This window comes from Buchnera aphidicola (Nippolachnus piri), from assembly GCF_039383305.1.
Taxonomy (GTDB): domain Bacteria; phylum Pseudomonadota; class Gammaproteobacteria; order Enterobacterales; family Enterobacteriaceae; genus Buchnera_F; species Buchnera_F aphidicola_AZ.
Map to the genome: position 1 here is coordinate 39,397 of NZ_CP135009.1, position 24,025 is coordinate 63,421.

Annotated in this window: 24 protein-coding genes, 2 tRNA genes and 1 other RNA gene; 16 read left to right on the forward strand and 11 right to left on the reverse strand. The window is 19.1% G+C overall.

Going from position 1 to position 24,025, the window contains the following annotated elements; all coding sequences use genetic code 11:
• Positions 1 to 67: 67 nt before the first annotated feature.
• A complete protein-coding gene (dnaG, locus tag RJT25_RS00165) occupies positions 68 to 1,834 on the reverse strand; it encodes a DNA primase (RefSeq protein ID WP_343128840.1) in 1,767 nt (588 codons plus the stop codon).
• A gap of 70 nt (positions 1,835 to 1,904) precedes the next feature.
• Positions 1,905 to 2,120 carry a 30S ribosomal protein S21 gene (rpsU, locus tag RJT25_RS00170; RefSeq protein ID WP_343126575.1) on the reverse strand — a complete coding sequence of 72 codons (216 nt, stop codon included), beginning with the start codon at positions 2,118 to 2,120 and terminating at the stop codon, positions 1,905 to 1,907.
• Between the two features lie 128 nt (positions 2,121 to 2,248).
• Here rpsU and tsaD point away from each other — a divergent pair, with 128 nt between their 5' ends.
• A complete protein-coding gene (tsaD, locus tag RJT25_RS00175) occupies positions 2,249 to 3,271 on the forward strand; it encodes a tRNA (adenosine(37)-N6)-threonylcarbamoyltransferase complex transferase subunit TsaD (protein WP_343126576.1) in 1,023 nt (340 codons plus the stop codon).
• Between the two features lie 121 nt (positions 3,272 to 3,392).
• Positions 3,393 to 4,622 (forward strand): CCA-adding protein, encoded by a 1,230-nt coding sequence (locus tag RJT25_RS00180; RefSeq protein ID WP_343126577.1) that lies wholly within the window; start codon positions 3,393 to 3,395, stop codon positions 4,620 to 4,622.
• Between the two features lie 35 nt (positions 4,623 to 4,657).
• Here RJT25_RS00180 and RJT25_RS00185 read toward each other — a convergent pair whose 3' ends face one another.
• Positions 4,658 to 5,155, reverse strand: coding sequence for a hypothetical protein (locus tag RJT25_RS00185; RefSeq protein WP_343126578.1), 498 nt, complete (start codon positions 5,153 to 5,155; stop codon positions 4,658 to 4,660).
• A 136-nt stretch (positions 5,156 to 5,291) separates the two neighbouring features.
• Between RJT25_RS00185 and ligA the strand changes: the two genes are divergently transcribed.
• Positions 5,292 to 7,313, forward strand: a complete 2,022-nt coding sequence (ligA, locus tag RJT25_RS00190) for an NAD-dependent DNA ligase LigA (protein WP_343126579.1) — start codon at positions 5,292 to 5,294, stop codon at positions 7,311 to 7,313.
• A 2-nt stretch (positions 7,314 to 7,315) separates the two neighbouring features.
• On the opposite strand, the gene RJT25_RS00195 is transcribed toward ligA, so the two are convergent.
• Positions 7,316 to 7,388: transfer RNA gene (locus RJT25_RS00195), tRNA-Lys, on the reverse strand.
• Positions 7,389 to 7,398: 10 nt separating this feature from the next.
• A tRNA-Val gene (locus RJT25_RS00200) sits at positions 7,399 to 7,471 on the reverse strand.
• A 116-nt stretch (positions 7,472 to 7,587) separates the two neighbouring features.
• Between RJT25_RS00200 and gltX the strand changes: the two genes are divergently transcribed.
• A complete protein-coding gene (gene gltX, locus RJT25_RS00205; RefSeq protein ID WP_343126580.1) occupies positions 7,588 to 9,015 on the forward strand; it encodes a glutamate--tRNA ligase in 1,428 nt (475 codons plus the stop codon).
• Positions 9,016 to 9,265: 250 nt separating this feature from the next.
• On the opposite strand, the gene RJT25_RS00210 is transcribed toward gltX, so the two are convergent.
• Entirely contained in the window at positions 9,266 to 9,574 is a 309-nt protein-coding gene (locus tag RJT25_RS00210) for a flagellar hook-basal body complex protein FliE (RefSeq protein WP_343126581.1), read from the reverse strand.
• A 188-nt stretch (positions 9,575 to 9,762) separates the two neighbouring features.
• Here RJT25_RS00210 and fliF point away from each other — a divergent pair, with 188 nt between their 5' ends.
• The 10 genes from fliF to RJT25_RS00260 all read left to right on the forward strand — a co-directional run bounded on the left by fliF (position 9,763) and on the right by RJT25_RS00260 (position 18,767).
• On the forward strand, positions 9,763 to 11,433 hold the full coding sequence (gene fliF / locus RJT25_RS00215; RefSeq protein ID WP_343126582.1) for a flagellar basal-body MS-ring/collar protein FliF: 1,671 nt from the start codon (positions 9,763 to 9,765) through the stop codon (positions 11,431 to 11,433).
• Between the two features lie 6 nt (positions 11,434 to 11,439).
• The gene (locus RJT25_RS00220; protein ID WP_343126583.1) at positions 11,440 to 12,030 is read left to right on the forward strand and encodes a hypothetical protein; all 591 of its coding nucleotides are present in this window, start codon (positions 11,440 to 11,442) and stop codon (positions 12,028 to 12,030) included.
• 591 nt (positions 12,031 to 12,621) lie between these two features.
• Positions 12,622 to 13,089: a FliH/SctL family protein gene (locus RJT25_RS00225; protein WP_343126584.1), complete on the forward strand. Its 468-nt coding sequence runs from the start codon at positions 12,622 to 12,624 to the stop codon at positions 13,087 to 13,089.
• Positions 13,001 to 14,479, forward strand: a complete 1,479-nt coding sequence (locus tag RJT25_RS00230; protein ID WP_428994268.1) for a FliI/YscN family ATPase — start codon at positions 13,001 to 13,003, stop codon at positions 14,477 to 14,479. Before RJT25_RS00225 ends, RJT25_RS00230 begins: the two co-directional genes overlap by 89 nt.
• On the forward strand, positions 14,476 to 14,919 hold the full coding sequence (locus RJT25_RS00235) for a hypothetical protein (protein ID WP_343126586.1): 444 nt from the start codon (positions 14,476 to 14,478) through the stop codon (positions 14,917 to 14,919). Before RJT25_RS00230 ends, RJT25_RS00235 begins: the two co-directional genes overlap by 4 nt.
• A gap of 122 nt (positions 14,920 to 15,041) precedes the next feature.
• Positions 15,042 to 16,451, forward strand: a complete 1,410-nt coding sequence (locus RJT25_RS00240; RefSeq protein WP_343126587.1) for a FliM/FliN family flagellar motor switch protein — start codon at positions 15,042 to 15,044, stop codon at positions 16,449 to 16,451.
• Positions 16,452 to 16,610: 159 nt separating this feature from the next.
• Positions 16,611 to 16,820, forward strand: coding sequence for a flagellar biosynthetic protein FliO (locus RJT25_RS00245; protein ID WP_343126588.1), 210 nt, complete (start codon positions 16,611 to 16,613; stop codon positions 16,818 to 16,820).
• A 64-nt stretch (positions 16,821 to 16,884) separates the two neighbouring features.
• A complete protein-coding gene (fliP, locus tag RJT25_RS00250; RefSeq protein ID WP_343126589.1) occupies positions 16,885 to 17,622 on the forward strand; it encodes a flagellar type III secretion system pore protein FliP in 738 nt (245 codons plus the stop codon).
• A gap of 81 nt (positions 17,623 to 17,703) precedes the next feature.
• Positions 17,704 to 17,973 carry a flagellar biosynthetic protein FliQ gene (locus RJT25_RS00255; protein WP_343126590.1) on the forward strand — a complete coding sequence of 90 codons (270 nt, stop codon included), beginning with the start codon at positions 17,704 to 17,706 and terminating at the stop codon, positions 17,971 to 17,973.
• Positions 17,973 to 18,767 (forward strand): flagellar biosynthetic protein FliR, encoded by a 795-nt coding sequence (locus RJT25_RS00260; protein ID WP_343126591.1) that lies wholly within the window; start codon positions 17,973 to 17,975, stop codon positions 18,765 to 18,767. The genes RJT25_RS00255 and RJT25_RS00260 overlap by 1 nt, the downstream gene beginning before the upstream one ends.
• 65 nt (positions 18,768 to 18,832) lie before the next feature.
• On the opposite strand, the gene rpmG is transcribed toward RJT25_RS00260, so the two are convergent.
• The 3 genes from rpmG to ppa are packed head-to-tail and all read right to left on the reverse strand — an operon-like array spanning position 18,833 to position 19,800.
• Positions 18,833 to 19,000: a 50S ribosomal protein L33 gene (gene rpmG, locus RJT25_RS00265; RefSeq protein WP_343126592.1), complete on the reverse strand. Its 168-nt coding sequence runs from the start codon at positions 18,998 to 19,000 to the stop codon at positions 18,833 to 18,835.
• Between the two features lie 17 nt (positions 19,001 to 19,017).
• Complete coding sequence (gene rpmB, locus RJT25_RS00270) at positions 19,018 to 19,242, reverse strand: 50S ribosomal protein L28 (protein WP_343126593.1); 225 nt, start codon at positions 19,240 to 19,242, stop codon at positions 19,018 to 19,020.
• Positions 19,243 to 19,254: 12 nt separating this feature from the next.
• Positions 19,255 to 19,800, reverse strand: coding sequence for an inorganic diphosphatase (ppa, locus tag RJT25_RS00275; protein WP_343126594.1), 546 nt, complete (start codon positions 19,798 to 19,800; stop codon positions 19,255 to 19,257).
• A gap of 159 nt (positions 19,801 to 19,959) precedes the next feature.
• On the opposite strand from ppa, the gene RJT25_RS00280 reads away from it, so the two are divergent.
• Entirely contained in the window at positions 19,960 to 21,306 is a 1,347-nt protein-coding gene (locus RJT25_RS00280) for a metallopeptidase TldD-related protein (protein WP_343126595.1), read from the forward strand.
• Positions 21,307 to 21,341: 35 nt separating this feature from the next.
• Here RJT25_RS00280 and rnpB read toward each other — a convergent pair.
• Both rnpB and rsmI read right to left on the reverse strand, forming a co-directional pair.
• An RNA gene (rnpB, locus tag RJT25_RS00285) (RNase P RNA component class A) lies at positions 21,342 to 21,746 on the reverse strand.
• Positions 21,735 to 22,583 (reverse strand): 16S rRNA (cytidine(1402)-2'-O)-methyltransferase, encoded by an 849-nt coding sequence (gene rsmI / locus RJT25_RS00290; protein ID WP_343126712.1) that lies wholly within the window; start codon positions 22,581 to 22,583, stop codon positions 21,735 to 21,737. Before rsmI ends, rnpB begins: the two co-directional genes overlap by 12 nt.
• Before the next feature lie 207 nt (positions 22,584 to 22,790).
• On the opposite strand from rsmI, the gene RJT25_RS00295 reads away from it, so the two are divergent.
• On the forward strand, positions 22,791 to 24,008 hold the full coding sequence (locus RJT25_RS00295; protein WP_343126596.1) for a beta-ketoacyl synthase N-terminal-like domain-containing protein: 1,218 nt from the start codon (positions 22,791 to 22,793) through the stop codon (positions 24,006 to 24,008).
• The last annotated feature ends 17 nt before the right edge of the window (positions 24,009 to 24,025 follow it).

Below are 24,025 nucleotides of genomic sequence, written 5' to 3' on the forward strand. Positions count from 1 at the left end.
TAATTTGTATAAAATATTATTACTTTAATAAAAATTTTTTTATAAAAATTTTTTAAATATATTTTTTTTAAAAAAATTTTTTTGTATTTTTTTTAGATAAAATTTTATTTAAGTGAAATATTTTATATTTTTCAGACATATTTAATCCTGTATTTTTTTCTTTTGTAATAAGTAAATTATATTGATATTCAGATTCTTGAATATATAAATTATTTAATAAATCTAAAAATGTTTGTGTAATTTTTTTAGTCGAAATCATATTATTCCAATTTAATAATTTTTTAAATATTTTTTCATATTGAGTATGTCTAAAATGTTCTAATAATTGTCCAGTATTAATATAAGAAGAATTTGATAAATATTTTACAATTTTAACAAAAGTTGATATTCCTTGAATATGAAATTTTTTAATTTTTTTAAAATTTTTAATTTTTTTTACCAATATAGGGTTTTGTAAAATTAAACTAATTAATAATCTCATTGTAGTGATTTTAATTGGTGTATTTGTTTTTTTAGTATTTTTTTTTTTTTGGAGATAAATAATATTTTGTAATTCTGTATGTTCTAATAAACCTATTTTATAACCTAATATTTTTCTTAAATAAATTTGTATCATTTTTCCGGGAATTTTTTTAATTAATGGAATAACTAATTTACTTAATTTAATTTTAGAATCAATAGAATTTAGTTTTAATTTATTAGTAAAAAAATTAAAAAAAAAAGTATAAAAACTTTGTGCATTTTTTATTCGTTTTTTGAATTTTTTTTCACCTTCTTTAAAAATGATACTATGTGGATCTTCGAATTTAGGTAAAATAATAAATTTAATTGTTCTGGAATCATATAAATAAGGTAAAATTAAAAGTAGAGATTTCCAATGTGCTTCTTGACCAATTTTATCTCCATCATAACAAAAAATTAAATTAGAACTAATTTTAAAAAGAATATTAACTTGATATTTACTTAATGTAGTACCCATGATTCCTACAACATATGGAATATTATGTTGTATTAAAGATAATACATCTAAATATCCTTCGACAATTAATAATTTTGGTGGATGTGGAATTTTCTGGTAAAGCTCATATAATCCATAAATATTTTTTTTTTTAGAAAATATTAAAGATTCTGGAGAATTAATATATTTTGCTGTATTATTAATATTTAACGTTCTTCCTCCAAAACCATTTATTTTACCATATTGATTTCGAATAGGAAAAATTATACGATGATAAAAACGATCATATAATTCTTTGTAAGAATTAATTGATACTAGTCCGGTTTCTAAACAATTTTTTTTTTTAATATTTTTTTTTGTTAAATATTTTATAATTTGATTTTTTTGAATAGATGCATATCCAATAGAATATTTTTTTATAGTATTATTATTAATTCCTCTTTTTTTTAAATATTGTAATGCGTAATTAAATGGGATTTGAAATAAATTTTTTTGATAAATTTTACATATTTTTTTTAAAATTTTATGTAAAAAATTAATTTTTAGATATTTTTTTGTTTCTTTTGAATTTAAATTTTTATAAGGAATTTTTAAACTATGTAATGAAGACAGAAAATTAATACTTTCTAAAAAATTATATCCTTCATATGTCATTAAAAAATCAATTGCATTACCGTGTATATTACAACCAAAACAATAAAAAAATTGTTTTGATTTATTAATAACAAAAGAAGGGGTTTTTTCTTGATGAAAAGGGCATAATGCATGATAATTATTACCCATTTTTTTTAAAATAATATAATTTCCAATTAACTCTACAAGATTAGTTCGTTCTAATAGTTCTTGAATAAAAATTTTAGGTATTTTTTCAGTCATTTTAGTAATTTTAAAAAAATTTAATTAATATTAAATGTGAAAAATGAAATATTTTAAATTTTTATTGAATTTAATATAAACGTATTCGTTTAGCAGCTTCACGGGTTAATTTTTTAGTTAAACGTTTGATAGCGGAAGCTTTAGCGCGTTTTCTTTTAGTTGTAGGTTTTTCATAAAATTCTCTTCTTCGAATTTCTGCTAATATTCCTGCTTTTTCACAAGATCTTTTAAATCTCCGTAAAGCAACATCAAATGGTTCATTATCTCGAATTTTAATAATAGGCATTTTTTTCTCATATTTAGTTAAATAGTTTTATATTTAAAAAAAAAAATAAAATTTTTATAAAGTATTTTTAAAATATTTTATAAAATTATTATATAATATCTTTTTAGCATAATCTTTAGGAAAAAACAATGAGAGTTTTAGGAATTGAAACATCTTGTGATGATACTTCAGTTGCAATATATGATGATAAGTTAGGAATAATTTTTGATAAAACTTTAAATCAAGATCTTATTCATTCTAAATATGGTGGGGTTGTTCCCGAGTTAGCTGCGAGAGCTCATATTAATCAATTAACATTTTTAATAAAAAAAAGTATTTCTAAAATACAATTTTTTAACAAAAAAAAGAAATTTAAAAAAAAAAATATTGATGCAATTTCTTATACTGCTGGTCCGGGATTAATAGGTTCTTTATTAGTTGGTGCTACTATGGGGTGTACTTTATCTTGTGTTTGGGGTATTCCTTGTATACCAATTAATCATTTAGAAGGACATATTTTTTCTGTTATGTTAAATAAAATTCATCCCTCTTTTCCTTTTATTGTTTTATTAGTTTCTGGAGGAAATACACAATTAATACGTGTTAATGGAATAGGAGAATATTTAATTTTAGGAAAAACTATAGATGTAGCAGTAGGAAATGTTTTTGATAAGATAGCTAATAAATTAGATTTAAAATATCCTGGAGGGGAAAAATTATCTAAATTAGCTAGTTTTGGTCAAAATAATCAATATTATTTTCCTCGCCCTATGATTACTCCAATGAATTTAAATTTTAGTTTTTCTGGATTAAGAACCTATACTGAAAGAATTATTAAAAATAGTTCAAAAACTTTTCAAAATCAAGCAAATATTGCGAAAGCTTTTGAAGATGCAGTAGTAGATACATTAGTATTGAAATGTAGTTATGCAATTAAAAAAACTAATATTAAAACATTAATTGTTTGTGGAGGTGTAAGTTCTAATGTGTTATTAAGAAAAAAATTAAAAATTTTATTAAAAAATTTAAATGGTCATTTTTTTTTTTCTAAAAAAAAATTTTGTACAGATAATGCAGCAATGATAGCATATACAGGATTTTTAAAATTTCAAAAATATAAATATTCTGTTGCTTCTTCTATTTTAGTAAATTCTAAATGGAATATAGTTTAAAAGATATTTTTAAAAAAATGTATATAAAATTTTCAATTTTTTATTTTTTTTAAATATTTAAAATATTTTTTTAAAAAAATCAAAAAATTTTAAAAAATATTTTAATATATCAGGTATGTATATGCAAGTATATTTAGTAGGTGGCGCGATACGAGATCTTTTATTAGGAATAGAAATACAAGATCGTGATTGGGTAGTTGTAGGTAGTACACCAGATGAAATGATAAAAAAAAAATTTTTAAAAGTTGGTCGAGATTTTCCAGTATTTCTTCATCCAATTACTCATGAAGAGTATGCATTAGCACGAACTGAAAGAAAAATTGGAGTAGGATATAATGGTTTTAAAGTAAATTTTTCTTCAAAAGTTACTTTAGAAGAAGATTTAATGCGTAGGGATCTAACTATTAATGCTATTGCTCAAGATAATATGGGAAATTTTATTGATCCTTTTTTAGGGCAATTAGATGTTAAAAGAAGAGTATTACGACATGTTTCTTCTGCATTTTCAGAAGATCCATTACGAGTATTTCGTGTTGCTCGTTTTGCTGCTAATTTATTTCATTTAGGATTTTATATAGCGAAAGATACTTTAGTATTAATGAAATCAATTTGTATTAAAAAAGAAATTATGACGTTATTACCGGATAGAATTTGGAAAGAAATAATTAAGGGTTTAAAAACTAGTAATCCTCATATTTTTTTTATGATTCTAAATCAGTGCCATGCTTTAAAATATGTATGCCCAGAATTTTTTTATCTTTTTCAAAATTTTCGTTATTCTTTATATAAAAAAGTAAATTTTTCTTTTAGAAAGTTAGTTTTTACAGAATTAATATATATTTCATTACAAACTAAAAATGCAGAAATTCGTTTTTTATATTTATGTCAATTTTTTTCTAAACGTCATAGTTTAGGTTGTTCTTCAGTTATTTTAAGATTTTTTGATAAAAAATCTTCTCAAATAGTTTATTCATTATGTAAAAGATTAAAAGTATCTACAGAAATTTTAAAAATGTCTGTATTAATGTGTGGTTTTTATCATTTTTTACAAAACATTTATGCTCAAACTGCAGAGAAAATTGTAAAATTTTTTAATATTTTAGATGTTTGGAGAAGACCTAAAAGATTAAAAAAATTAATTTATTTGAAAATTTATGAAAATTCATTTTTTTTTTTAAAAAAATACCCATTATCTTTAGGTAAATTTTTAAAGAAAATGTTTCAGATTATTAATAAAATTACAGTACAATCTCATTCTTTACATCGAAATTTTAAGGGTGTACAAATCCGTAAAGAATTAAATCGTTTAAGGGTAAAAATTTTAAAAAAATGGTTAATATCAAATATATAATTTGATACTATTTCTTTTAATAAATAAAAGTTTTATTAAATTTCTAATTGAAAAATTTTTGTATGTCCAGATTTAATAATCTTTAAAGGTGCAATTAATAAGGAATGTTCTGATGTATATATTTCGAAATATATAAATAATAAAATAGGATATATTTGACATATTTTTTTGGTTTTTAAGATCATAAAAATTTCTCTTGTATACAATTTTTCTTTAAAATAAAAAAAATTATAATAATTTGGATATAAAAATAATAATTTTTGTAAATTAAATTTCATACTAATTTTAAAAATATTATTTGAATAAAAAAATATTTTTTTTTTCATGGAAAAATTTTTATAAACTTTTCCGGAATAAGGTGCTGTAATAATTTTTTTGAAAGGTTTAATAATAATTTTATAATAATATTTTTTTTTTTTATAGTTTTTTTTAGAAATTATATTTAATATTTTACCAGTAATAGGAGCGTAAATATATTCATTTTTTTTTTTTATATTTATTTTTTTTTGTATTAAATTATGATAAAAATTCATGTTTTAGCCTTTTTTTTTAAAAAAAAATTTATTTTTGAATATAAAATTAATCAAAAAATTTTTTATTTTTTAATAAATAATAATATTTTTGTAAAAAATTTTGTTTATTTTTTCTAAAGTTTTTAGTAGGTATATTATGAAATTATTTCTTAAGAAATTTTTAAAAATTAAATTAAAAATTCAATATTATGATTATTTATATTATACATTAAATTCTTCTATTATTTCTGATTATCAATATGATAAATTATGCTTTTCTTTAAAATCATTTAAAAAAAAATATAAAATTAAAAAAAGTTATTTAGAGTATAAAAATTCTTTAATAAAAAAAAATTTTTCTTATTTTCCAGAAATAACTCATAAAACACCTATGTTGTCTTTATTTAGTGGATCTCAAATAGAAGATTTCGAACAATATGAAAAAAAAATTAAAAAATTTTTAAACTCTTCTCAAAATTTGGAATATTTTTGTGATTTAAAATTTGATGGTTTAGCAATTAGTTTAGTATATGAAAAAGGAATTTTGTTATATGCAGTAACGCGTGGTGATGGTCTTGTGGGGGAAAATGTTACTGTAAATGTAATGACTATTTCTACTATTCCTATAGTTTTATTAAATAAAAATGTTCCAAAATTTTTAGAAGTGCGTGGAGAAGTTTATATGAAAAAAAAAGATTTTTTACTATTAAATAAACAAAATTATTTAAAAGATAAAAAAAATTTTTCAAATCCACGTAATATTGCTGCCGGTTCTTTACGACATCGTGATCCTGAAATAACTCGTCAAAGAAATTTACAATTTGTAGCATATAGTTGTAATTTTTTTGAATCTATTTTAAATTTAGAAAATCATGATAAAAATATGTTTTTGTTAAAAAAATGGGGTTTTCCAATTTGTAAATATTTTACGATTTGTAATACTATTAAAGAAGTATATAAATTTTATGAAAAAATTAATAATAATAGGGCGAAATTAAATTATGAAATTGATGGTATAGTTATTAAAATTAATTCTAAAGCATTACAAAAAAAAATTGGTTTTGTAAATAAAGCTCCTAAGTGGGCTTTTGCATTAAAATTTTTTTCTTATAGTGTTATAACAAAAGTCATAGGAATTAAATTTTCGATTGGTAGGACTGGTATTTTAACGCCAGTAGCATTTGTAAAACCTATAATTATTTCTGGAGTATTAATACGTAAAGTTAGTTTATATAATAAAAAAAAAATAGAACAATTAAATTTATGTCTTGGAGATTATGTTAAAATTTATCGTGCTGGAGATGTAATTCCAAAAATTGAAAAAGTTTTATTAGAAAAAAGATTAATAACAGTACAAAAAATTATTTTTCCGAATTTTTGTCCTGTATGTAAAACTAAATTGATTTTTATAAAAAAAGATTCTTTAATATATTGTCCAGCTAGTTTTTTTTGTTCAGCTCAGAATGAAAAAAGATTATTACATTTTTCTTCAAAACAAGGAGTTTATATACCAGGTTTAGGTATAACTTTAATAAAAAAATTATTTTTAAAAGGAATTTTAAAAAATCCTGTAGATTTTTTTAAATTAAATAAAAAATCTTTTTTAAATATTTCTAGAATAGGATCAATATTAACAAAAAAAATTTTAAATTCTATTCAAAAATCAAAGAAAGTTACATTAAATAAATTTATTTATTCTTTAGGAATTTTTTTAGTTGGAAAAGTTGTTTCTCAAAATTTATCTGATTTTTTCGGATCTTTAAATAATTTTTTAAAAGCAAAATATAAAAATTTACGTCAAGTTGAAGGAGTAGGAAAAAATATAGCAAATTCTATTTTATTATTTTTAAAATTAAAAGAAAATCAAAAAATTATTTTAGATTTACAAAATATTTTATTTATTTCTTCTTTTTTTGCTAATTCTTTTTATGTGAAAAAATTTTCAATGATGTGGATATATGATAAAAATTTTGTATTATCTGGAAAATTTTTAATTTTTTCAAAAAAAAAAATTTTTAAAATAATTAAAAATAATGGAGGTAACATTAAATATGATATTTCAAAAAAAATAAATTTTTTAATTATTGGGGAAAAATATGGAAATAAATTTAAAAAAGCAAAATTATTAAAAATTAAAATATTATCTGAAAAACAATTTATTCAAAAAATTAAAAAATAATATGGGTCGTGCAGGATTTGAACCTGCGACCAATTGATTAAAAGTCAACTGCTCTACCGACTGAGCTAACGACCCAAAAAATTTTTAGGTAATGACGGATTCGAACCGCCGACCTTCTCCGTGTAAAGGAGATGCTCTACCAGTTGAGCTAATCACCCAATATTTCTTTATTGTAAATTAGTTATTTTGTTAGTCAATCTTTTTTTTGTTTTTTTATAAAAAAAATAAAAAATTTTTTAAACAATTTTTTTTAAATAGATTTTTAGAGTGTTTTATGAAAATAAAAACTAGATTTTCGCCTAGTCCTACTGGTTTTTTACATTTAGGGGGATTACGTACAGCATTATTTTCGTGGTTATTTGCGCGTAAAAATAATGGTTCATTTATTTTACGAATTGAAGATACAGATAAAAAAAGATTTAATGAAAATTCCTCTAATGATATTATGGAAAGTTTATCTTGGTTGGGTTTATTTTGGGATGAAGGGCCTATTTATCAAAGTAGTCGTTTAAAAATTTATCAAAAAGCGATTTTAAAATTGTTAAATTTAAAAAGAGCTTACAAATGTTATTGTTCATATGAAAGATTAGAATTATTAAGAAGTAATTTATTATTAAAAGGTGAAAAACCTCGTTATGATGGAAAATGTCGGTTTAAAGAAAACCAAAAAAAAAATAATAATAAATCTTTTGTTATACGTTTTAAAAACCCAAAAAAAGGATCTGTAAAATTTTTGGATCAAATTCTAGGAGAAATTATTGTTCAAAATTCTGAATTAGATGATGTAATTATACAACGTTCAGATGGTATGCCCACATATAACTTTTGTGTTGTAGTAGATGATATTGATATGAAAATTACACATGTAATACGTGGAAATGATCATTTAAATAATACGCCTAGACAAATTAATTTATTTAATGCTCTAGATGGAAAAGTTCCTAAATTTGCTCATTTATCTATGGTTTTAGATTTTGAAGGAAAGAAAATTTCTAAAAGATATTCTCAATCTAGTATTTTAAAATATCGTATGTCTGGATATTTACCGGAAACAATTTTAAATTATTTATTTTCTTTAGGAACCTTAAAGAATAAAAAAGAAATTTATTCTTTAAAAGAAATGAAATCATGTTTTTCTTTTAAAAAAATTAATAAATCCCCTAATATCGTTAATAAGAAAAAAATTTTATGGTTTAATCATTATTATTTAAAGACTTTAAATAATGAAAAAATTTTTATATATTTTCAAAAATATTTATTGTTAAATAAAATTAAACTTGTGAAATCTTTTCCTACAAAAGAGTTGATTTTTAATTTTATTAAAAGACATGTGACTTTAGAAGATTTTTTAAAATCTTATACATATTTTTATCAAGATGTTAAATTTTCTTCTTTAAAAAATTTACATATAGGTTTTAAAATTAAAGATATATTAATTTTAATATATTTTAAAAAAAAAATTTTAAATCTTAAAAAATGGTCTCTGGATAATTTGTCAGAAGTTTTTCAAAATATATTATGTAAATTTAATTTAAAATTTTCAGAATTAGCACCATTAATACGGCTGAGTGTTACAGGTTGTTTATGTACTCCTAGTCTTAAATTGATTATATTTTATTTAGGGAAGAAATGTATTTTAATACGTTTAAAATCTGCAATACAATATTTTAAAAAGAATATTTTGAACAATAAATATATTTAGAAAAAAAATATTTATTTAAGGTTTTTTTATAAAAAAATATAAAAAATAAAATTTTTTAATTATTTTTATTTTTTTTTAGAATTTAATTGGAAATAATTTTAGAAGAAGTATAATATTAAAATAAATTTTAAGTTTTTTTAAAATATTAGTATATAAAAATTATAAAAATTGATATTTTCAAAATATTTTTTAAAAAAATGATTTTGCTGGTAAATCCAGCAAAATTTTAATTTTTTTAAATAAAATTTATTTATAATGGTAGGTTCATTAATTCTTGATAAGAACTTATAATTTTATTTCGTAATTGAACTAATATTTTAATCCATAAACCTTTTTGATTCAGTTCAAAAAATTGTCCTTGATTTTCTATTTCATAATTTTTTATGTTTTTTTTTTGAAAATTATTTATTATATTATCTTTTTTAAAAGAATTTTTTTTTATATTTTGTTCTAAATAATTTTGAAAAGGTTTATTAGGATAAAAATTTGAAATTTTATTATTTTTTTTTTGAATTATGTTTTTAAAGTATATAGGAAGTTCTTTAGAAATTTTTTTCATATTTAAGGGTCTCAAAGGGAATACATGAATATAAAAAACTAGATTTTATAATTTTATATATTTTAAAATATTCATATTATATTTTCAAATAAAAATTTTATTTATTTTTAGAATATATATAATTTTTCATAATAATTTTTTTATAGAATATGAAATTTTTTATCATAGTAATAATATAGGATATTCTGATGAATTTTAAAAATTTATTATTTAAAGATGTTAAAAAAAAATATAATTATTTAATGAATTATTTTTTTAAAAATTATCAAGTTTTTTTTATTTTTTTTTCTGGTATATGTGCAATAATATTTTCTATTATTTTTTGGATTCGTTCAGAAAATTATAAAATTTTATATGATTCCATTTCTAGAATTGAAGGAAGTGAAATTATAAAAAAATTAACAAGAATGAAAATTCCATATAAATTAGATGAAAAAACTGGATCTATTTTAGTGCCAGAAAAAAAAATACAAGAAATAAAGTTTAAGTTAGCATATAAAAAAAATTTTTTTAAAAAAAATAATGGTTTTGAGATTTTAGATAAAGAAAAATTTGGAATTAGTGCGTTTAATGAAAAAATTAATTATAATCGTAGTTTAGAAGGTGAATTAGCGAGAACTTTACAAATATTATATCCAATTAAAAATGTTCGTATTCATTTATCTATTCCTCAGGAATCTAGTTTCTTACATACTAATCATAATAATATTTCGGCTTCTATTTTATTATTTTTAGATTCTAAAATAAAATTAGATTTTTTACAAATAGAATCTTTAGTTCATTTTGTAGCTTTTAGTGTTCCTAACCTTACTTGTGATAAAATTGTTATTATGGATCAGTTTGGAAATATGTTAAATACTATTGTACCTAATTTAAAAGATAATTATTTTTTTCATTTTTTAGAATTATATAATCAGCAATTAGAAAAAAAAATTAAAACTAGTATTACACAATTATTAACCCCAATTTTAGGTATTAAAAATTTTATTGTTCAAGTAACTGTTCAACAATTAGAAAATTTGTCTTTTAATCAACAAAAAAAAGATAGAGTTTTGTATACAAAAGATAATAATAGTTTATTAAAATTAGTTCCTGAATATTTTAATGAGTTAGGAATTTCTTCTAATTCTGATTTTTTTTCTTCTAAAATGAAAAAAAAAATTTTTTTTAAAAAAAAAGAAAAATTACCTATTGAACAAAAAAAAAAAAAAATTAAAAAATCTGTAAATACTATTGTAAAAAATAAAAAAAAAAATACTAAATTAAATAAAAGAAAAGATTATAAATATCATATTTTAAAATCTAAAAATATTTTTTTTAATGGTAAAAAAAGTATTTCTATCGTAATAATTTTAAATTATTATAAAAATTTAAAAGGAGAATTAGTTTCTTTTACCTCTACTGAATTGAATAATTTTAAATTTTTAATTAAATCGAGTTTACCGTTTCTTTCAAATTATCAAAATACTATTCGGGTTTTTAATCAATTATTTATTATTAGTCAGAAAAATATTTCGAAAAATATTTTTTTTAGAATATGGAATATTTTTTTTATAAAGAAAAATTTTTTATATTATTTTTTATTTTTTTTATTTTTTTTAATTTTTTGTATAAAATATAAAATTAATAAAATTTTTCAATATATTTTTAAAAAATATTGTCTAATTAAAATTTTTAATATTAATAAAAAACCTTTTTTAATTTCACAAAAAGATTTTCAGAAAAATTCTTTACAAAAGTTAAATAATAATAAAAATTCTAATTTTATCATTTCGAATATTCGAAAAAAAATATTAAATATGAGCGCAAAAACAATTGCGAAAATAATTCGTATTTGGTTTAAAAAAATGGAAAATTAAAATTGTATGGAAAAAATAAAAATTATTCAAAAAATTGCAATTTTTTTATTATCTTTAAATAAAAGAAAAATTATAGAAGTATTAAAATTTCTTGATAAAAAAGAAATTATAATTTTTAGTGAGGAAATGTTTAAAATTGATAAAAAATTATTAAAAAATAGTAACAACATTTTAAAAGAATTTTTAGAAGTTTATAAATTTTATTTTTCACATAAATTTCAAAATTTTGATCAAGTGATGTTATTATTAAAAAATTCTATTGTAAAAAATAAAGATCAAAATGTTATAAAAAAACCTCAAATTAAATATAAATTTTTAAATAAAATCTTATTTTTAAATACATTAAAAAGTTTTGACATTTTTAATTTTTTAAAAAATGAATCAAGTATGATTATTAGTATTTTTTTAATTTATTTAAAAAAAAAAAAGTCTTTAAAAATATTTTTTTTATTTAAAAAAAAAAAACGTTTAAAAATTTTTAAAAATATTAAAAATTTTACTGGTATTAAAAAATTTGGATTTTTTATTTTAAATCGAATTTTAAAAGATAAATTTAAAAAATTTAATTTTATTATTAAAAAAAAAAAGAGTATTTAATATGTGTTAAATTATTTAAAATTTTTTAAAAAATAAAAAAAATAATATATAAAAAATAAATAATTTTTTATATAAAAATAATTTTTTATATAAATTTTAATTTTTATAAATTTTTTAAAATATATAATTTTTAAGAATATTACTTAGAGGAAAAAATATGTTAGATATAAAAAAAAAAAATGGAAAAAATGGCATCCACCAGTTTTAACAAAAAAAAAAAATATTAAAAAAAAAATACAAAATAAAAAATTTTTATTTTCTAAAAATTTAAATATTCAAAATAATAAAAAGATAAAAAAATGTTTATTTAATATTCATAAAAAAGATTGTAAAATAAATTTATCATTAAAATCTTTAAAATTAAATCAAAAATTATGTAAGGAAGGTTATCAAATAGGATATAAAGAAGGGCATCAAGCAGGATATAAAGAAGGGCATCAAGCAGGATATAAAGAAGGGCATCAAGCAGGATATAAAGAAGGGCATCAAGCAGGATATAAAGAAGGGCATCAAGCAGGATATAAAGAAGGATATACAGAAGGATATAATGTTTCTGATTTCGTTCAAAAATTTCAAATTACAAAAAAAAATTTGCGAGATTTTGAAAAAAAATATATTTCTTTTATTTTAAAAGAAAAAATTCATAAAATTAATCTTTTATTAACAGAATTTAAAAAATCAATTATTATGTTAAATGATGATGTTTCATTAAAATTGTTTGAAATATCAATTAAAATTTCTGAATTTATAGTTTCTGATGTTTTATTAGTCGATAAATTTTTAGTATTACGAAAAATTTCTATGATATTAAAAAAAGTTAAAAATTCTATGGAAAATTTAATAATTAAAGTACATTCAAAAAATGAATTTTTAGTTAAAAAAAAATTTTCTGCTTTTTTTCAAAGTTATGATTGGAAAATTTTAATTGATAATACATTAGATCAATATAGTTGTTATGTAATTATTGATAATATGGAAATTGATGGAACAATATCTGCAATTTGGAATTCTGTATATGAACTATCAGGAATCACTAAGGATAAAAAAGATGATAATTAATCAAAATCCTTGGTATCAAAAATTAAATAATTTTGAAAATAAAATAGAATTTTTATCTGATTTGATATTTTTTGGTAGATTAATAAGTGTGAATGATTTAGTATTAGAAGTAGTTGGTTTACAACAAGAAATTGGATCTTTATGTTATATAGAATGTTTTAGGAAGAAAAAAAAAATTTTAGTAACGTGTGAAATTATTGGTTTTAGAGAAAAAAAGACTTTTTTAATTTCTTTTGATTATACTTATAATTTCTTTCCTGGAGCTCGTGTTTTTATTAAAAGTCAAAAAAAAAATTTTTTAGAAAATTCTCAGATTTTTCCTTTTGGTAGAGGATTGTTAGGCAGAATTTTAGATAGTACAGGTTTTCCTTTAGATCAATTAGGGACATTTAAAGGGGAAATATTTTATAAATCTTTTTATCATAAAAATATTAATCCATTAAAAAGAACTCCCATTACTAAAATTTTTGATACAGGTATACAAGCAATTAATAGTTTATTAACTATTGGTCAAGGTCAAAGAATAGGAATTTTTGCGCGTCCAGGAGTAGGAAAAAGTTTATTATTAGGTATGATTACACGTTATTCTGCTGTAGAGATTATTATTGTTGCTTTAGTTGGAGAAAGAAATCGAGAAGTATTAGATTTTGTTCATAATATTTTAAATAAAGAAAGTTTAAAGAAATCTATTATTATTGTATCTACCGCTGATTCACCTCCAATATTACGAATTAAAGCTGTCTCTTATGCTACTTCTTTAGCTGAATTTTTTCGTTCTTTAAATAAAAATGTTTTATTAATTTGTGACTCTCTAACACGTTATGCTATTGCATATCGTGAAATTTCTTTATCATTAGGCGCTTTCCCTATTTCTAGAGGATATCCAGTTTCTATTTTTTCAAATATACCTTCTTTGATTGAAAGGACTGGAAATTCTATGAATAAAAATGGTACTATTACTTCTTTTTATACTATTTTAACGGAGGGGGATGAAGATAATGATCCGATTTTAGATATTTCAAAATCTATTTTAGATGGTCATATTATGTTATCTAACATATTATCTAATGCTGGTCATTATCCAGCGATTGACATTGAATTATCTATTAGTCGGTTAATGTCTTCGATTGTATCTTCTTCACATTTAAAAAATGCAATTTTTTTAAAGAAATTAATTTCATGTTATAATACACATAAAGATTTAATTACGTTGGGTGCTTATGTACCAGGAAAAAATTTTTTATTAGATCAATCTGTACAAATGTGGCCATTAATAGAAAAATTTTTAAAACAAGATTTTTTATTTAGTGTTTCATATGATACTTCTTTATTACATTTAGAAAATTTATTAAAAAATTTATATGTGAAAAAAGAGAAAATTAATATATGAAAGTAACAAGAAATTTATTCGTTAGTTTACGAAAAAAAATATATTTTGAATTACAAGAAAAATTTTTTATATTAAAAAAATCTTTAGAAGTAGAAAAAAAAAATTCTATATATTTAATAACAATAAAAAAATACTTGGTAGAATATACTAAAATTTTTTCAAAAAATCTCTTTAAAGGTATCTTAATTTTTCAATTAAAATTTTTTGAAAAATTTAGAAATTTATTAAAAAAATCTATTTTTTTACAAAAAAAAATTTTAAAAGATTTAATTGAAAAAAATTCTTTTTTTTTAAATGAAATTCAAAACCTGTTTCTTATTTTTAAAAAATGGGAAAAATTAGAAAAACATTATTTACAAATACAAATAAAAAAAAAAAAATTAAAGATTAATCGTCAAGAAGAATTTTTATCTCAAAATTTTTATATATTATTACATTAATAATTTTTTTATTTTTTTTATAGGATATAAATGATATTTTTGTATATAGACATATTAAAAAAATTTATTATTAAATTTTAAAAGAATATATTTTTTTTAAAAAAAAATTATAAGGAAATCTTTTGTATATAAAAAAATTAAAATTTATGAAATTTTATTGGTTAAATAATCAAAAAAATTTAAAATATTCTTTTAAAAAAAAAGAAGAAATAAAAATTAAAATTTTTAAAAATTTTTCAATTATAAAAAAAAAAATAGATTTATATTTTTTTGAAAAAAATTTTTTTTTAGAAGAAAAAATTTTTAAAATATGTTCTCAATTAGAAAAAATTTTTAAAAAAGAATTTGATTTAACTTGTAAAGTGAATTATAAAATTCAAAATTATTTTCAAAATTCTACTATGAAAATATCTCATGATTTGTGTTTTTTAGAAAAATTATATTTTTTAAAAGATTTTAATAGTATTTTAGGATTATTAATATCTCAAAATATGATTAATTTTTTTTTAAATATATTTTTAAATCAAAAAAAAAATAATATTTTAATAAAATTTAAAAATAAATATTCGAAAATTGAATTAACAATTTTTAAAATTTTAACTAAATTTCTTTATAAAATTTTTTATAAAAATTTTCTTTTAATATTTCAGGAAATACGATTTTATGATATTTCTAATTTATTTATGAAAAAAAAAAATATTAAAGAAAATGAAAATTTTAATTTAATTATTAAATTTTATATTACATCTCAATATGGTTCGGGTATTTTTTTTAACATATATTCAACTAATATTATAAAAAATTTTTTATTTAAAAAAAAGAAAAAAATTTTATTTCAAAAAAAAAAAATATATTTTGCAACATTATATAGTTCTATGTTAATGTTGCAAAAAATTCCATTTATACTTAGGGTTTTTTCTCAAAATTATTTTATTTTTTTATCTGAATTTTTAAAATGGAAATGTAATTATATTTTTTTTATAAAAGAAATAAAAATTGTAACAGCATATATTGAAAGATTTTCAATTTTTTTAGCTAAATATGGGCTTTATAATAAAGAGTATTCACTTCAAATTTTAAAAATTTTAAAAATTCAAAAAAAAAATTTATTTTTTCAGGAGTCCGATATGAATATAGATGAACAAAATAATAAAAAAATATTAGAAAAATCTTTGAAAAATTTTACATTAGAAAAAAATAATTCTAATTTTCAAGATTCTATTTTAAAAAATCAAAAAAAAGATTCATCTTATAAAATTTCGAAAGAAAAAACTATTCTTTCAAAAAATTTTAAAAATTTAAAAATTATTTCTCATTTACCAATGAATATTACAGTAGAATTAGGTTATAAAAAAATTACTATTAAAAAATTATTAACGTTAACAAATGGATCTATAATTTCATTAAAAAAAAAAGAAGGAGATGCTTTAAATATTTTTGCAAATGGATATTTAATAGCTCAAGGAGAATTAGTAATGGTAAAAAAAAAATATGGAATACGAATTATTTCGATGATTTCTGATCCTATCTAATATAAAATTTTGATATTTAATTAGGTATCTTTAAAAATGTATAATTTTAGAAAAAATTTTTTATTTATTTTTTTAAACAAATGTTTTTATTTTTTTTATAATAATGAATCTTTAAAGTATATAAATTTTTCTGTAATATTGTTTTTATGTTTTATTTTTTTGTTTTTTTTTTATATTAAAAAAACAGGTTTAGTAAATACTACTAAAACTTCTAATTCTATTACTTTATTAGAGCAATTTTATTTAACTGCTCATCAAAAAATTATTATTATAAAGATTAGGAAGGTAAATTTAGTTTTAGGAGTTACAGAAAAAAATATCAATTTTTTATATATATTACCATCTTCAATAAAAAAAAATTATAATTAAGGAATATTTTTATAATTGATATTATTTTAACATACTTTTTTATAGTAGTTTTAGGTAAATATTTATGAATTTTTTTTTAAAGTACATTTTATATTTTTTTATAAGTTTTTTTCCAAGAATTCTATATGCTAAAAATTTTTTTTCTTTAGTAGATACAGCAAAATATTCGCAAAATTTTTGGAATGTTTCTTTACAAACTTTTTTAATTTTTTTTTTATTAAGTTTTATACCAGCTATTATTTTATTAATGACGAGTTTTACAAGAATTATTATAGTTTTTGGATTATTACGAAATGCTTTAGGGACTCCATATTCTCCACCGAATCAAATTTTAATTACTTTATCTTTATTTTTAACTTTTTTTATTATGTCTCCAGTATTTACTAAAATTTATTCTCAAGCTTATGTACCATATTTTCAAGAAAAATTAGATTTTAAAAATTCCATGCATAATGCTATTAAACCATTACATCAATTTATGCGTCATCAAACTCGTAAAACTGATCTTTTATTATTTTTTGAATTAGCAAAAATTAAGTATCCTAAAAAAGAAAATAATATTCCTTTAAGAATTTTATTACCTGCATATATAATTAGTGAATTAAAAACTGCATTTCAAATTGGGTTTTCAATTTTTTTACCTTTTTTAGTAATTGATTTAGTGGTAGCTAGTATATTAATGGCTTTAGGTATGATGATGGTGTCTCCTTCTACAATTTCATTACCATTAAAATTAATTTTGTTTGTATTAAGTGATGGTTGGAATTTATTAATTACTGCATTATCAAAAAGTTTTTTTTAAGTATAAAAAATTTTAGACAAAAAAGATTTTTAGAATGTTAATTTAATTTATAAAAATTAATTTTAAAAAATAGGAAATATAATGTATCAATTACAAATTTTAAATTTAGTACAAAATTCTATGAAAATAGCAATAATTTTATCTTCTCCTATTTTATTGTCTCTTTTATTAATAGGATTATTAATTAATATTGTGCAAGTATCTACTCAAATTAATGAGCAAACTTTATCTTTTATTCCGAAAATTTTAGTTATTTTTTTTTCTGGATTTTTTTTTGGATCTTGGATGTTAAAATATATTTTAGATTATATTGTTTATATTTTTCATAATATTCCTGTTATGATCCAGTAATGAATGAATCTAAAATTTTGACAATATTACAGATGTTTATGAATCAAAAAATTTTTTTAATTATGACTAGATTAATATTTATTTTCTTTTATATGCCAATGTTTGATACTCAGTATATTAGTAAAAAAATAAAAATTTTATTAATATATTGTATAAGTTATTTAATTAGTTTTTCAATTATTTTTAATGAAAATCAATATTTAATTCAAGATATTTTTTGTTTATTTTTATATCAAATTTTTCTTGGAATATGTATAGGATTAATTATTAAATATCTTTTTTCTTCTTTTTTTTTAACAAGTGAAATATTGAGTTCTTTATTAGGATTATCTTTTTTTTCATTTTTTGATAATAGTATAAAATCTCATTCTTTAATTTTGTTACGTTTTTTAAATATTTTTATCATTTTGACATTTCTTTCAATAGATGGTCATTTATTACTTTTAAAAATATTTTGCAAAAGTTTTGATTTTTTTCCTTTAATGTATTATAAAATTAATTTTTATTATCTTTTCTCTTTAATTAAATTCTCTTCTGTAATATTTTATAATGGTGTTTTAATAAGTTTATATATAATGTTTATAATTTTAATGGTACATATTATTTTGTTGTTATTATCACGTATGGTCCCAAATTTTTCTTTTTTTTCTTTATCTGTGTCTATTTTTTTTTTATTAGGTATGTTTTTATTAAGATTATTTATGCCAATTATAAGAATGTATTTAATTTTTTTATTTAGAAAAAATATTACTTATTTATTATTTTTTTTAAAAAATATAAATAATAAAATTTAAAAAAAAATTTTGGGGATCTTTTTAAAGATCTCCAATTTTCTAATTTTTTATTTTAATATTAAAAATTATTTTATTTTTTTTTCAATATATAAAACATGTTTTTTAATAATTGGATCATATTTTTTAAGTTTTAATTTTTCTGGTTTGTTTCTTTTATTTTTTGTTGTGGTATAAAAATGACCACTTTTTTTACTAGAAATCATTTTAATTTTTTCACGTTTACTTTTAGCCATATTATATTCCAATATTTTTAATTTTTAATATATTTTTTTAATATTTTAGAAATTCCATATTTATTAATTAATCTTAAAGCTTTTGTAGAAATTTTTAATGTAATAAATTTTTTTTTTTGTGGATCCCAAAAACGATGTTTATGTAAATTTAAAAAAAATTTTCTTTTTGTAGCATTCATAGCATGTGATCTTTTATTACCATTTAAGGGTAATTTTTTAGTTATTTGACATATTTTAGTCATATATATTTCTCTTTAAATTTTTTTATTTTTTTTTTGATATCTGGTATGTGCTGAAATAATAATTGAGTGTGCTTTTTGGAGATTTTCTAATTTTATTTTTTTAGTCCATTTATTTTTTTCTAAATTTTTATAAGTAGTAAAAAAATGTATAATTTTTTTTTTGAAAAATTCTGAAAGATGCGAGATATCTTGTATATTTTGATATTCTTTTGTTAAAGAGGAATGAGGTACTGCGATAATTTTTTCATCTTTTCCTTTTTCATCTTCCATATTTAATACCCCTATTGGGCGACACCTAATTATGACATTTGAATTTAAAGGATAAGTAGTAATAATCAAAATATCTAATGTATCATTATCTAAAGATAAAGTTTGATTAATATACCCATAATTACAGGGATAGAATATAGAAGTAGGAATAAATCTATCTACCATTAATAAATCATATTTTTGATTTTTTTCATATTTTATAGGAGTAGATTGTGCTGAAATTTCTATAATTGCATATAAATCATTAGGAAAATTTTTTCCTATTGGAATTTTAGTATAATTAGACATTTTTTAGATTCTCTTTGTTAAAAAAATTTATAAAAAAACTTTAGTTATTTTTAAAAAGTTTTTTAATTGATATATATAATTGCTTAAATTATAATAATATAAATTTTTATTTATAGTTTTTTATAATATTTAAAATATTTTTTTTGAATAGGATTGAAAATGTTAGATTTTAATATCACAAATAATGAAAAAAAAATATTAATTCAATATTTAAAGTTTTCTTTAGAATATTTAAAGAAAAAAAAAATGATTGGTTTAGTTCAAATTGAAAAAAATAATAATTTTAATTTAATAATACGAAATAAAATTTTAGAAAATATAGAATATTCTTCTAATATTTCTATTTATATTACAGCATATTATAAACATCGTCAATTTAGTCTTATTTTAAGTCATGTAACAAAAAAAAATATTCAATGCGCTATAGATCGAATTTTTTTTATTATTCAAAATATGCAGAAAGATTTAGATTTAGGTTTACCTAAACTTAAAAATTTATATAATCAAGATTTTAAATTAAATTTATTTTTTCCCTGGTCTTTTAATATATCTAAAATTAAAGATTTGGTATTATGTGTTGAAGATGCTGCTTTAAATTTTAGTAAAAAAATTATTAATTCAGAAGGTACAATTTTTAATAGTTTAATTAAAATAAAATTTTTAGGAAATAGTTTAAATTGGTTTAATTCTCAAATTTCTACAGAAAATTATTTGTGTAGTAACATTATAGCTGCTGATAAAAATAGTATGGAAACGAGTTCGGAATATTTTTTAGGGCGGGATATTAAAGATTTAAAAGATCCTTCAGTAATTGGTATAAAAAGTGCTAAAAAAAGTATTTCAAAGTTAGGATCTCGAAATATTCAAACTCAAATTTCTTCTATAATTTTTTCTTCTGAAGTATCATCTAATTTATTTTTTTATCTTTTTAAAGCGTTAAATGGATATTCTGTATATAAAAAAACTACATTTTTGTTATATTTATTAAATACTAGAATTTTTCCTAAATGGTTAGATATTTATGAAAATCCATTTTATGATAAAGGATTATCTTCTAAATTATTTGATGGAGAAGGTGTTAAAACAATATGTAGAAAAATTGTAAAAAATGGAAAAATTAAAACATGGTTATTAGATACTTATTCGGGAAAAAAAATTTTTCAAGAAACTACAGGGCATTGTAGCGGAATACATAATTGGTTTATTAATAGTCAAATTCCTAGATTATCTTTGAAGAAGTTATTAAAAAATATGAATAAAGGTATTTTAGTAACAGAATTAATGGGTGAAGGCGTAAATTTAATGACTGGTGATTATTCAAAAGGTGCTTCTGGATTTTGGGTAGAAAATGGGGAAATAAAATATCCTATTAATAAATTTACTATTTCAGGTAATTTATTAAAATTATGGAAAAATATTATAAATTTAGGAAATGATGCTAGAAAATATCAAAAAATTTCTTGTGCTTCAATTTTTTTATCTGAAATTCAAATTTCTGGAGTTTAATTTATTAGAAAATTTTTTATTTATATTATATTAGAAAATGAAGTTGACCGATAAGCCGGGTTCTGTTTTAAACAGTCATTTATCTAGATTAATAATTACTTATTAATTCAAGCGACTTACCCGGGATTTTAATACGGGTTATATTATTAATCCCTGTTTAGTCTTGCACCAGGTGGAGTTTACCGCGCCAAAATTGTTACCAATTTTGCGGTGCGCTCTTACCGCACCTTTTCATCCTTACCATTTATTTTTTTTAAAATAATATTTTTAAAAATTAAGTAATATATATTAAAAAAAATGTTTAGGCGGTTTTTTTTCTGTAGCACTAGTCGTAAAATTTCTTTCCCCAGGTGTTACCTGGCACCTTTACCCTATGGAGCCCGGACTTTCCTCTATTTATTACCAAAATGTAATAAAATAGCGACTGTTTAGTCAACTTCATTTAAAAATTTTTCTTGAATCATTTTATTGTACAGAAAATTTTTTTTTATTCCATATATTTTTTGCATAATTTTTATTGAATTAGAAAAAGAAATTTCAGAAGATAATATTTGAAAAATTTTTTTCATATTTTGTGTAATTTTTTTTTTTTGATAGATTTTTGAACCTTCTAAAATAATTACTATTTCACCTTTCCTTAAATTAACATTTTTTTTAAAAAATAAAAAAATTTCTTGCATTGTACCTGTAATAATTTGTTCCCATATTTTGGTTAATTCTCTTGCTATGGTAATTTTTCTTGTAGGTTCAATTTCTTGAGAAAGGATTTTTAGTGTTTGAATTAATCTTTTAGGAGATTCGTAAAATATAATAGTTCTTTTTTCTTTTTTAATTTTTTTAATTTTTTTTTTTTTAAAATTTTTGTTAGAAGATAAAAAACCTTCATAACAAAATGAACTAGTTTTTATTCCTGATGCACATAAAGCTGCAATTGCTGCGCAAGGACCTGGAATAGGTACTACTCTAATATTTTTTTTATGAGATTTTTTTACTAATAAAAAACCTGGATCATTAATTAAAGGTGTTCCAGCTTTTGAAACTAAAGCTATATTATATCCTTTTTTCAATTTTTTAATATATTTTATGGTATTTTTTTTTTCATTAATCTTATTTAACGAATATATTTTATTTATTATAGAAAAATTTTTTAAAAGTATTTTCGTATGATGTATATTTTCTGTAATAATAAAATCTACAGATTTTAAAATATTGACCGAACGATATGATAAATCTTGTAGATTACCTATAGGGGTAGATACAATATATAATAATCCAATATTATTTTTTTTTTATACATAATTTTTATCCTATAAATTTTTTAATAAGAATAACATATTTTACAAAATATTAATAATAAATTTATTTTAGAACTTTAAGTATATATATTTTGTATGGTAATATATAAAAAATTTAAAAAATTTTTAAAATTAAATTTTTTTTATAAAGAATTTTTTTATAAACAATGTGATTGATAGGATTATAATGTGCAAAGAGTCGTAATTACTGGAATGGGTATTATTTCTAGCATTGGAAATACTTTTTCTGAAGTGTTAAATGCTTTAAAATATGGAAAATCAGGAATTGTTTTTTCTGAAAATATGAAAAAAAAAGGTTTAAAAAGTAATATTTGGGGTCCCGTATATCTAAATAAAAAATTTTATATTTCTAGAAAAATAAAAAGATTTATGAATGAAGCTTCGAAATATGTATATTATGCGATGAAAGAAGCGATTTTAGATAGTGGTTTATCTTCTAAATTATATTCAAAAAATTTTAGAGTAGGTTTAATTTTGGGCTCTGGTTGTGGAGCATTAAATTCATATTTTGATTTTTTTAAAATTTTACAGTTACAAAAAAAATCTTGTTTTTTAAGTCCTTATTTTACATTAAAATGCATGCCTTCTTCTATATCTGCTTTATTAGGATCTATTTTTAAAATTTATGGTATAAATTATACTATAAATTCTGCTTGTTCAAGTTCAGCTAATTGTATTATTCATGGTGTAGAATTGATTAAATTTGGAAAACAAGATATTGTTTTTGCGGGTGGTGGAGAAGAAATTAATTGGATTCTTGCAAAGCAATTTGATGCTATGGGAATTTTATCTAAAAAATTTAATCATATTCCTAAAAGAGCATCTCGTGCATATGATAAATTGAGAGATGGATTTGTTATTTCTGGAGGTAGTGGAATAGTTATTTTAGAATCTTTAAAACATGCTTTAAATCGAAATGCAAAAATTTATGGAGAAATTATTCGTTATAATACATCTTGCGATGGTTTCCATATGACAACTCCTTCAGAATCTGGTGTAGTTCGTTGTATGACGCATGCTTTAAAAAATTTAAATATTCCGATTGATTATTTAAATACTCATGGTACTTCTACAAAAATAGGAGATATAGTTGAATTGAAGGCAATTCAGAAAAGTTTTAAAAATCTTTCTCTTCCATTTTTATCTTCAACTAAATCTATTACAGGGCATTCTTTAGGTGTTTCAGGGGTACATGAAGTTATTTATATTTTGTTAATGTTAAAATATAATTTTATTCCAGAAAGTATTAATATTTATAAATTAGATTCTTCAGCAAAAAATATGAATATTGTACGTAAATGTTTTAAAAAAAAAATTAATGTAGTAATGTCAAATAATTTTGGTTTTGGGGGGAGTAATACTACTATTATTATTCAAAAATATTAAGAATTTTTTAAATCTTA

What these genes read in the sequence shown, in the direction of transcription:
- dnaG (WP_343128840.1), bottom strand. Translation starts at nt 1,834, where the DNA reads ATGACTGAAAAAATACCTAAAATTTTTATTCAAGAACTATTAGAACGA.
- rpsU (WP_343126575.1), bottom strand. Translation starts at nt 2,120, where the DNA reads ATGCCTATTATTAAAATTCGAGATAATGAACCATTTGATGTTGCTTTA.
- tsaD (WP_343126576.1), top strand. Translation starts at nt 2,249, where the DNA reads ATGAGAGTTTTAGGAATTGAAACATCTTGTGATGATACTTCAGTTGCA.
- RJT25_RS00180 (WP_343126577.1), top strand. Translation starts at nt 3,393, where the DNA reads ATGCAAGTATATTTAGTAGGTGGCGCGATACGAGATCTTTTATTAGGA.
- RJT25_RS00185 (WP_343126578.1), bottom strand. Translation starts at nt 5,155, where the DNA reads ATGAATTTTTATCATAATTTAATACAAAAAAAAATAAATATAAAAAAA.
- ligA (WP_343126579.1), top strand. Translation starts at nt 5,292, where the DNA reads ATGAAATTATTTCTTAAGAAATTTTTAAAAATTAAATTAAAAATTCAA.
- gltX (WP_343126580.1), top strand. Translation starts at nt 7,588, where the DNA reads ATGAAAATAAAAACTAGATTTTCGCCTAGTCCTACTGGTTTTTTACAT.
- RJT25_RS00210 (WP_343126581.1), bottom strand. Translation starts at nt 9,574, where the DNA reads ATGAAAAAAATTTCTAAAGAACTTCCTATATACTTTAAAAACATAATT.
- fliF (WP_343126582.1), top strand. Translation starts at nt 9,763, where the DNA reads ATGAATTTTAAAAATTTATTATTTAAAGATGTTAAAAAAAAATATAAT.
- RJT25_RS00220 (WP_343126583.1), top strand. Translation starts at nt 11,440, where the DNA reads ATGGAAAAAATAAAAATTATTCAAAAAATTGCAATTTTTTTATTATCT.
- RJT25_RS00235 (WP_343126586.1), top strand. Translation starts at nt 14,476, where the DNA reads ATGAAAGTAACAAGAAATTTATTCGTTAGTTTACGAAAAAAAATATAT.
- fliP (WP_343126589.1), top strand. Translation starts at nt 16,885, where the DNA reads ATGAATTTTTTTTTAAAGTACATTTTATATTTTTTTATAAGTTTTTTT.
- RJT25_RS00255 (WP_343126590.1), top strand. Translation starts at nt 17,704, where the DNA reads ATGTATCAATTACAAATTTTAAATTTAGTACAAAATTCTATGAAAATA.
- RJT25_RS00260 (WP_343126591.1), top strand. Translation starts at nt 17,973, where the DNA reads ATGAATGAATCTAAAATTTTGACAATATTACAGATGTTTATGAATCAA.
- rpmG (WP_343126592.1), bottom strand. Translation starts at nt 19,000, where the DNA reads ATGGCTAAAAGTAAACGTGAAAAAATTAAAATGATTTCTAGTAAAAAA.
- rpmB (WP_343126593.1), bottom strand. Translation starts at nt 19,242, where the DNA reads ATGACTAAAATATGTCAAATAACTAAAAAATTACCCTTAAATGGTAAT.
- ppa (WP_343126594.1), bottom strand. Translation starts at nt 19,800, where the DNA reads ATGTCTAATTATACTAAAATTCCAATAGGAAAAAATTTTCCTAATGAT.
- RJT25_RS00280 (WP_343126595.1), top strand. Translation starts at nt 19,960, where the DNA reads ATGTTAGATTTTAATATCACAAATAATGAAAAAAAAATATTAATTCAA.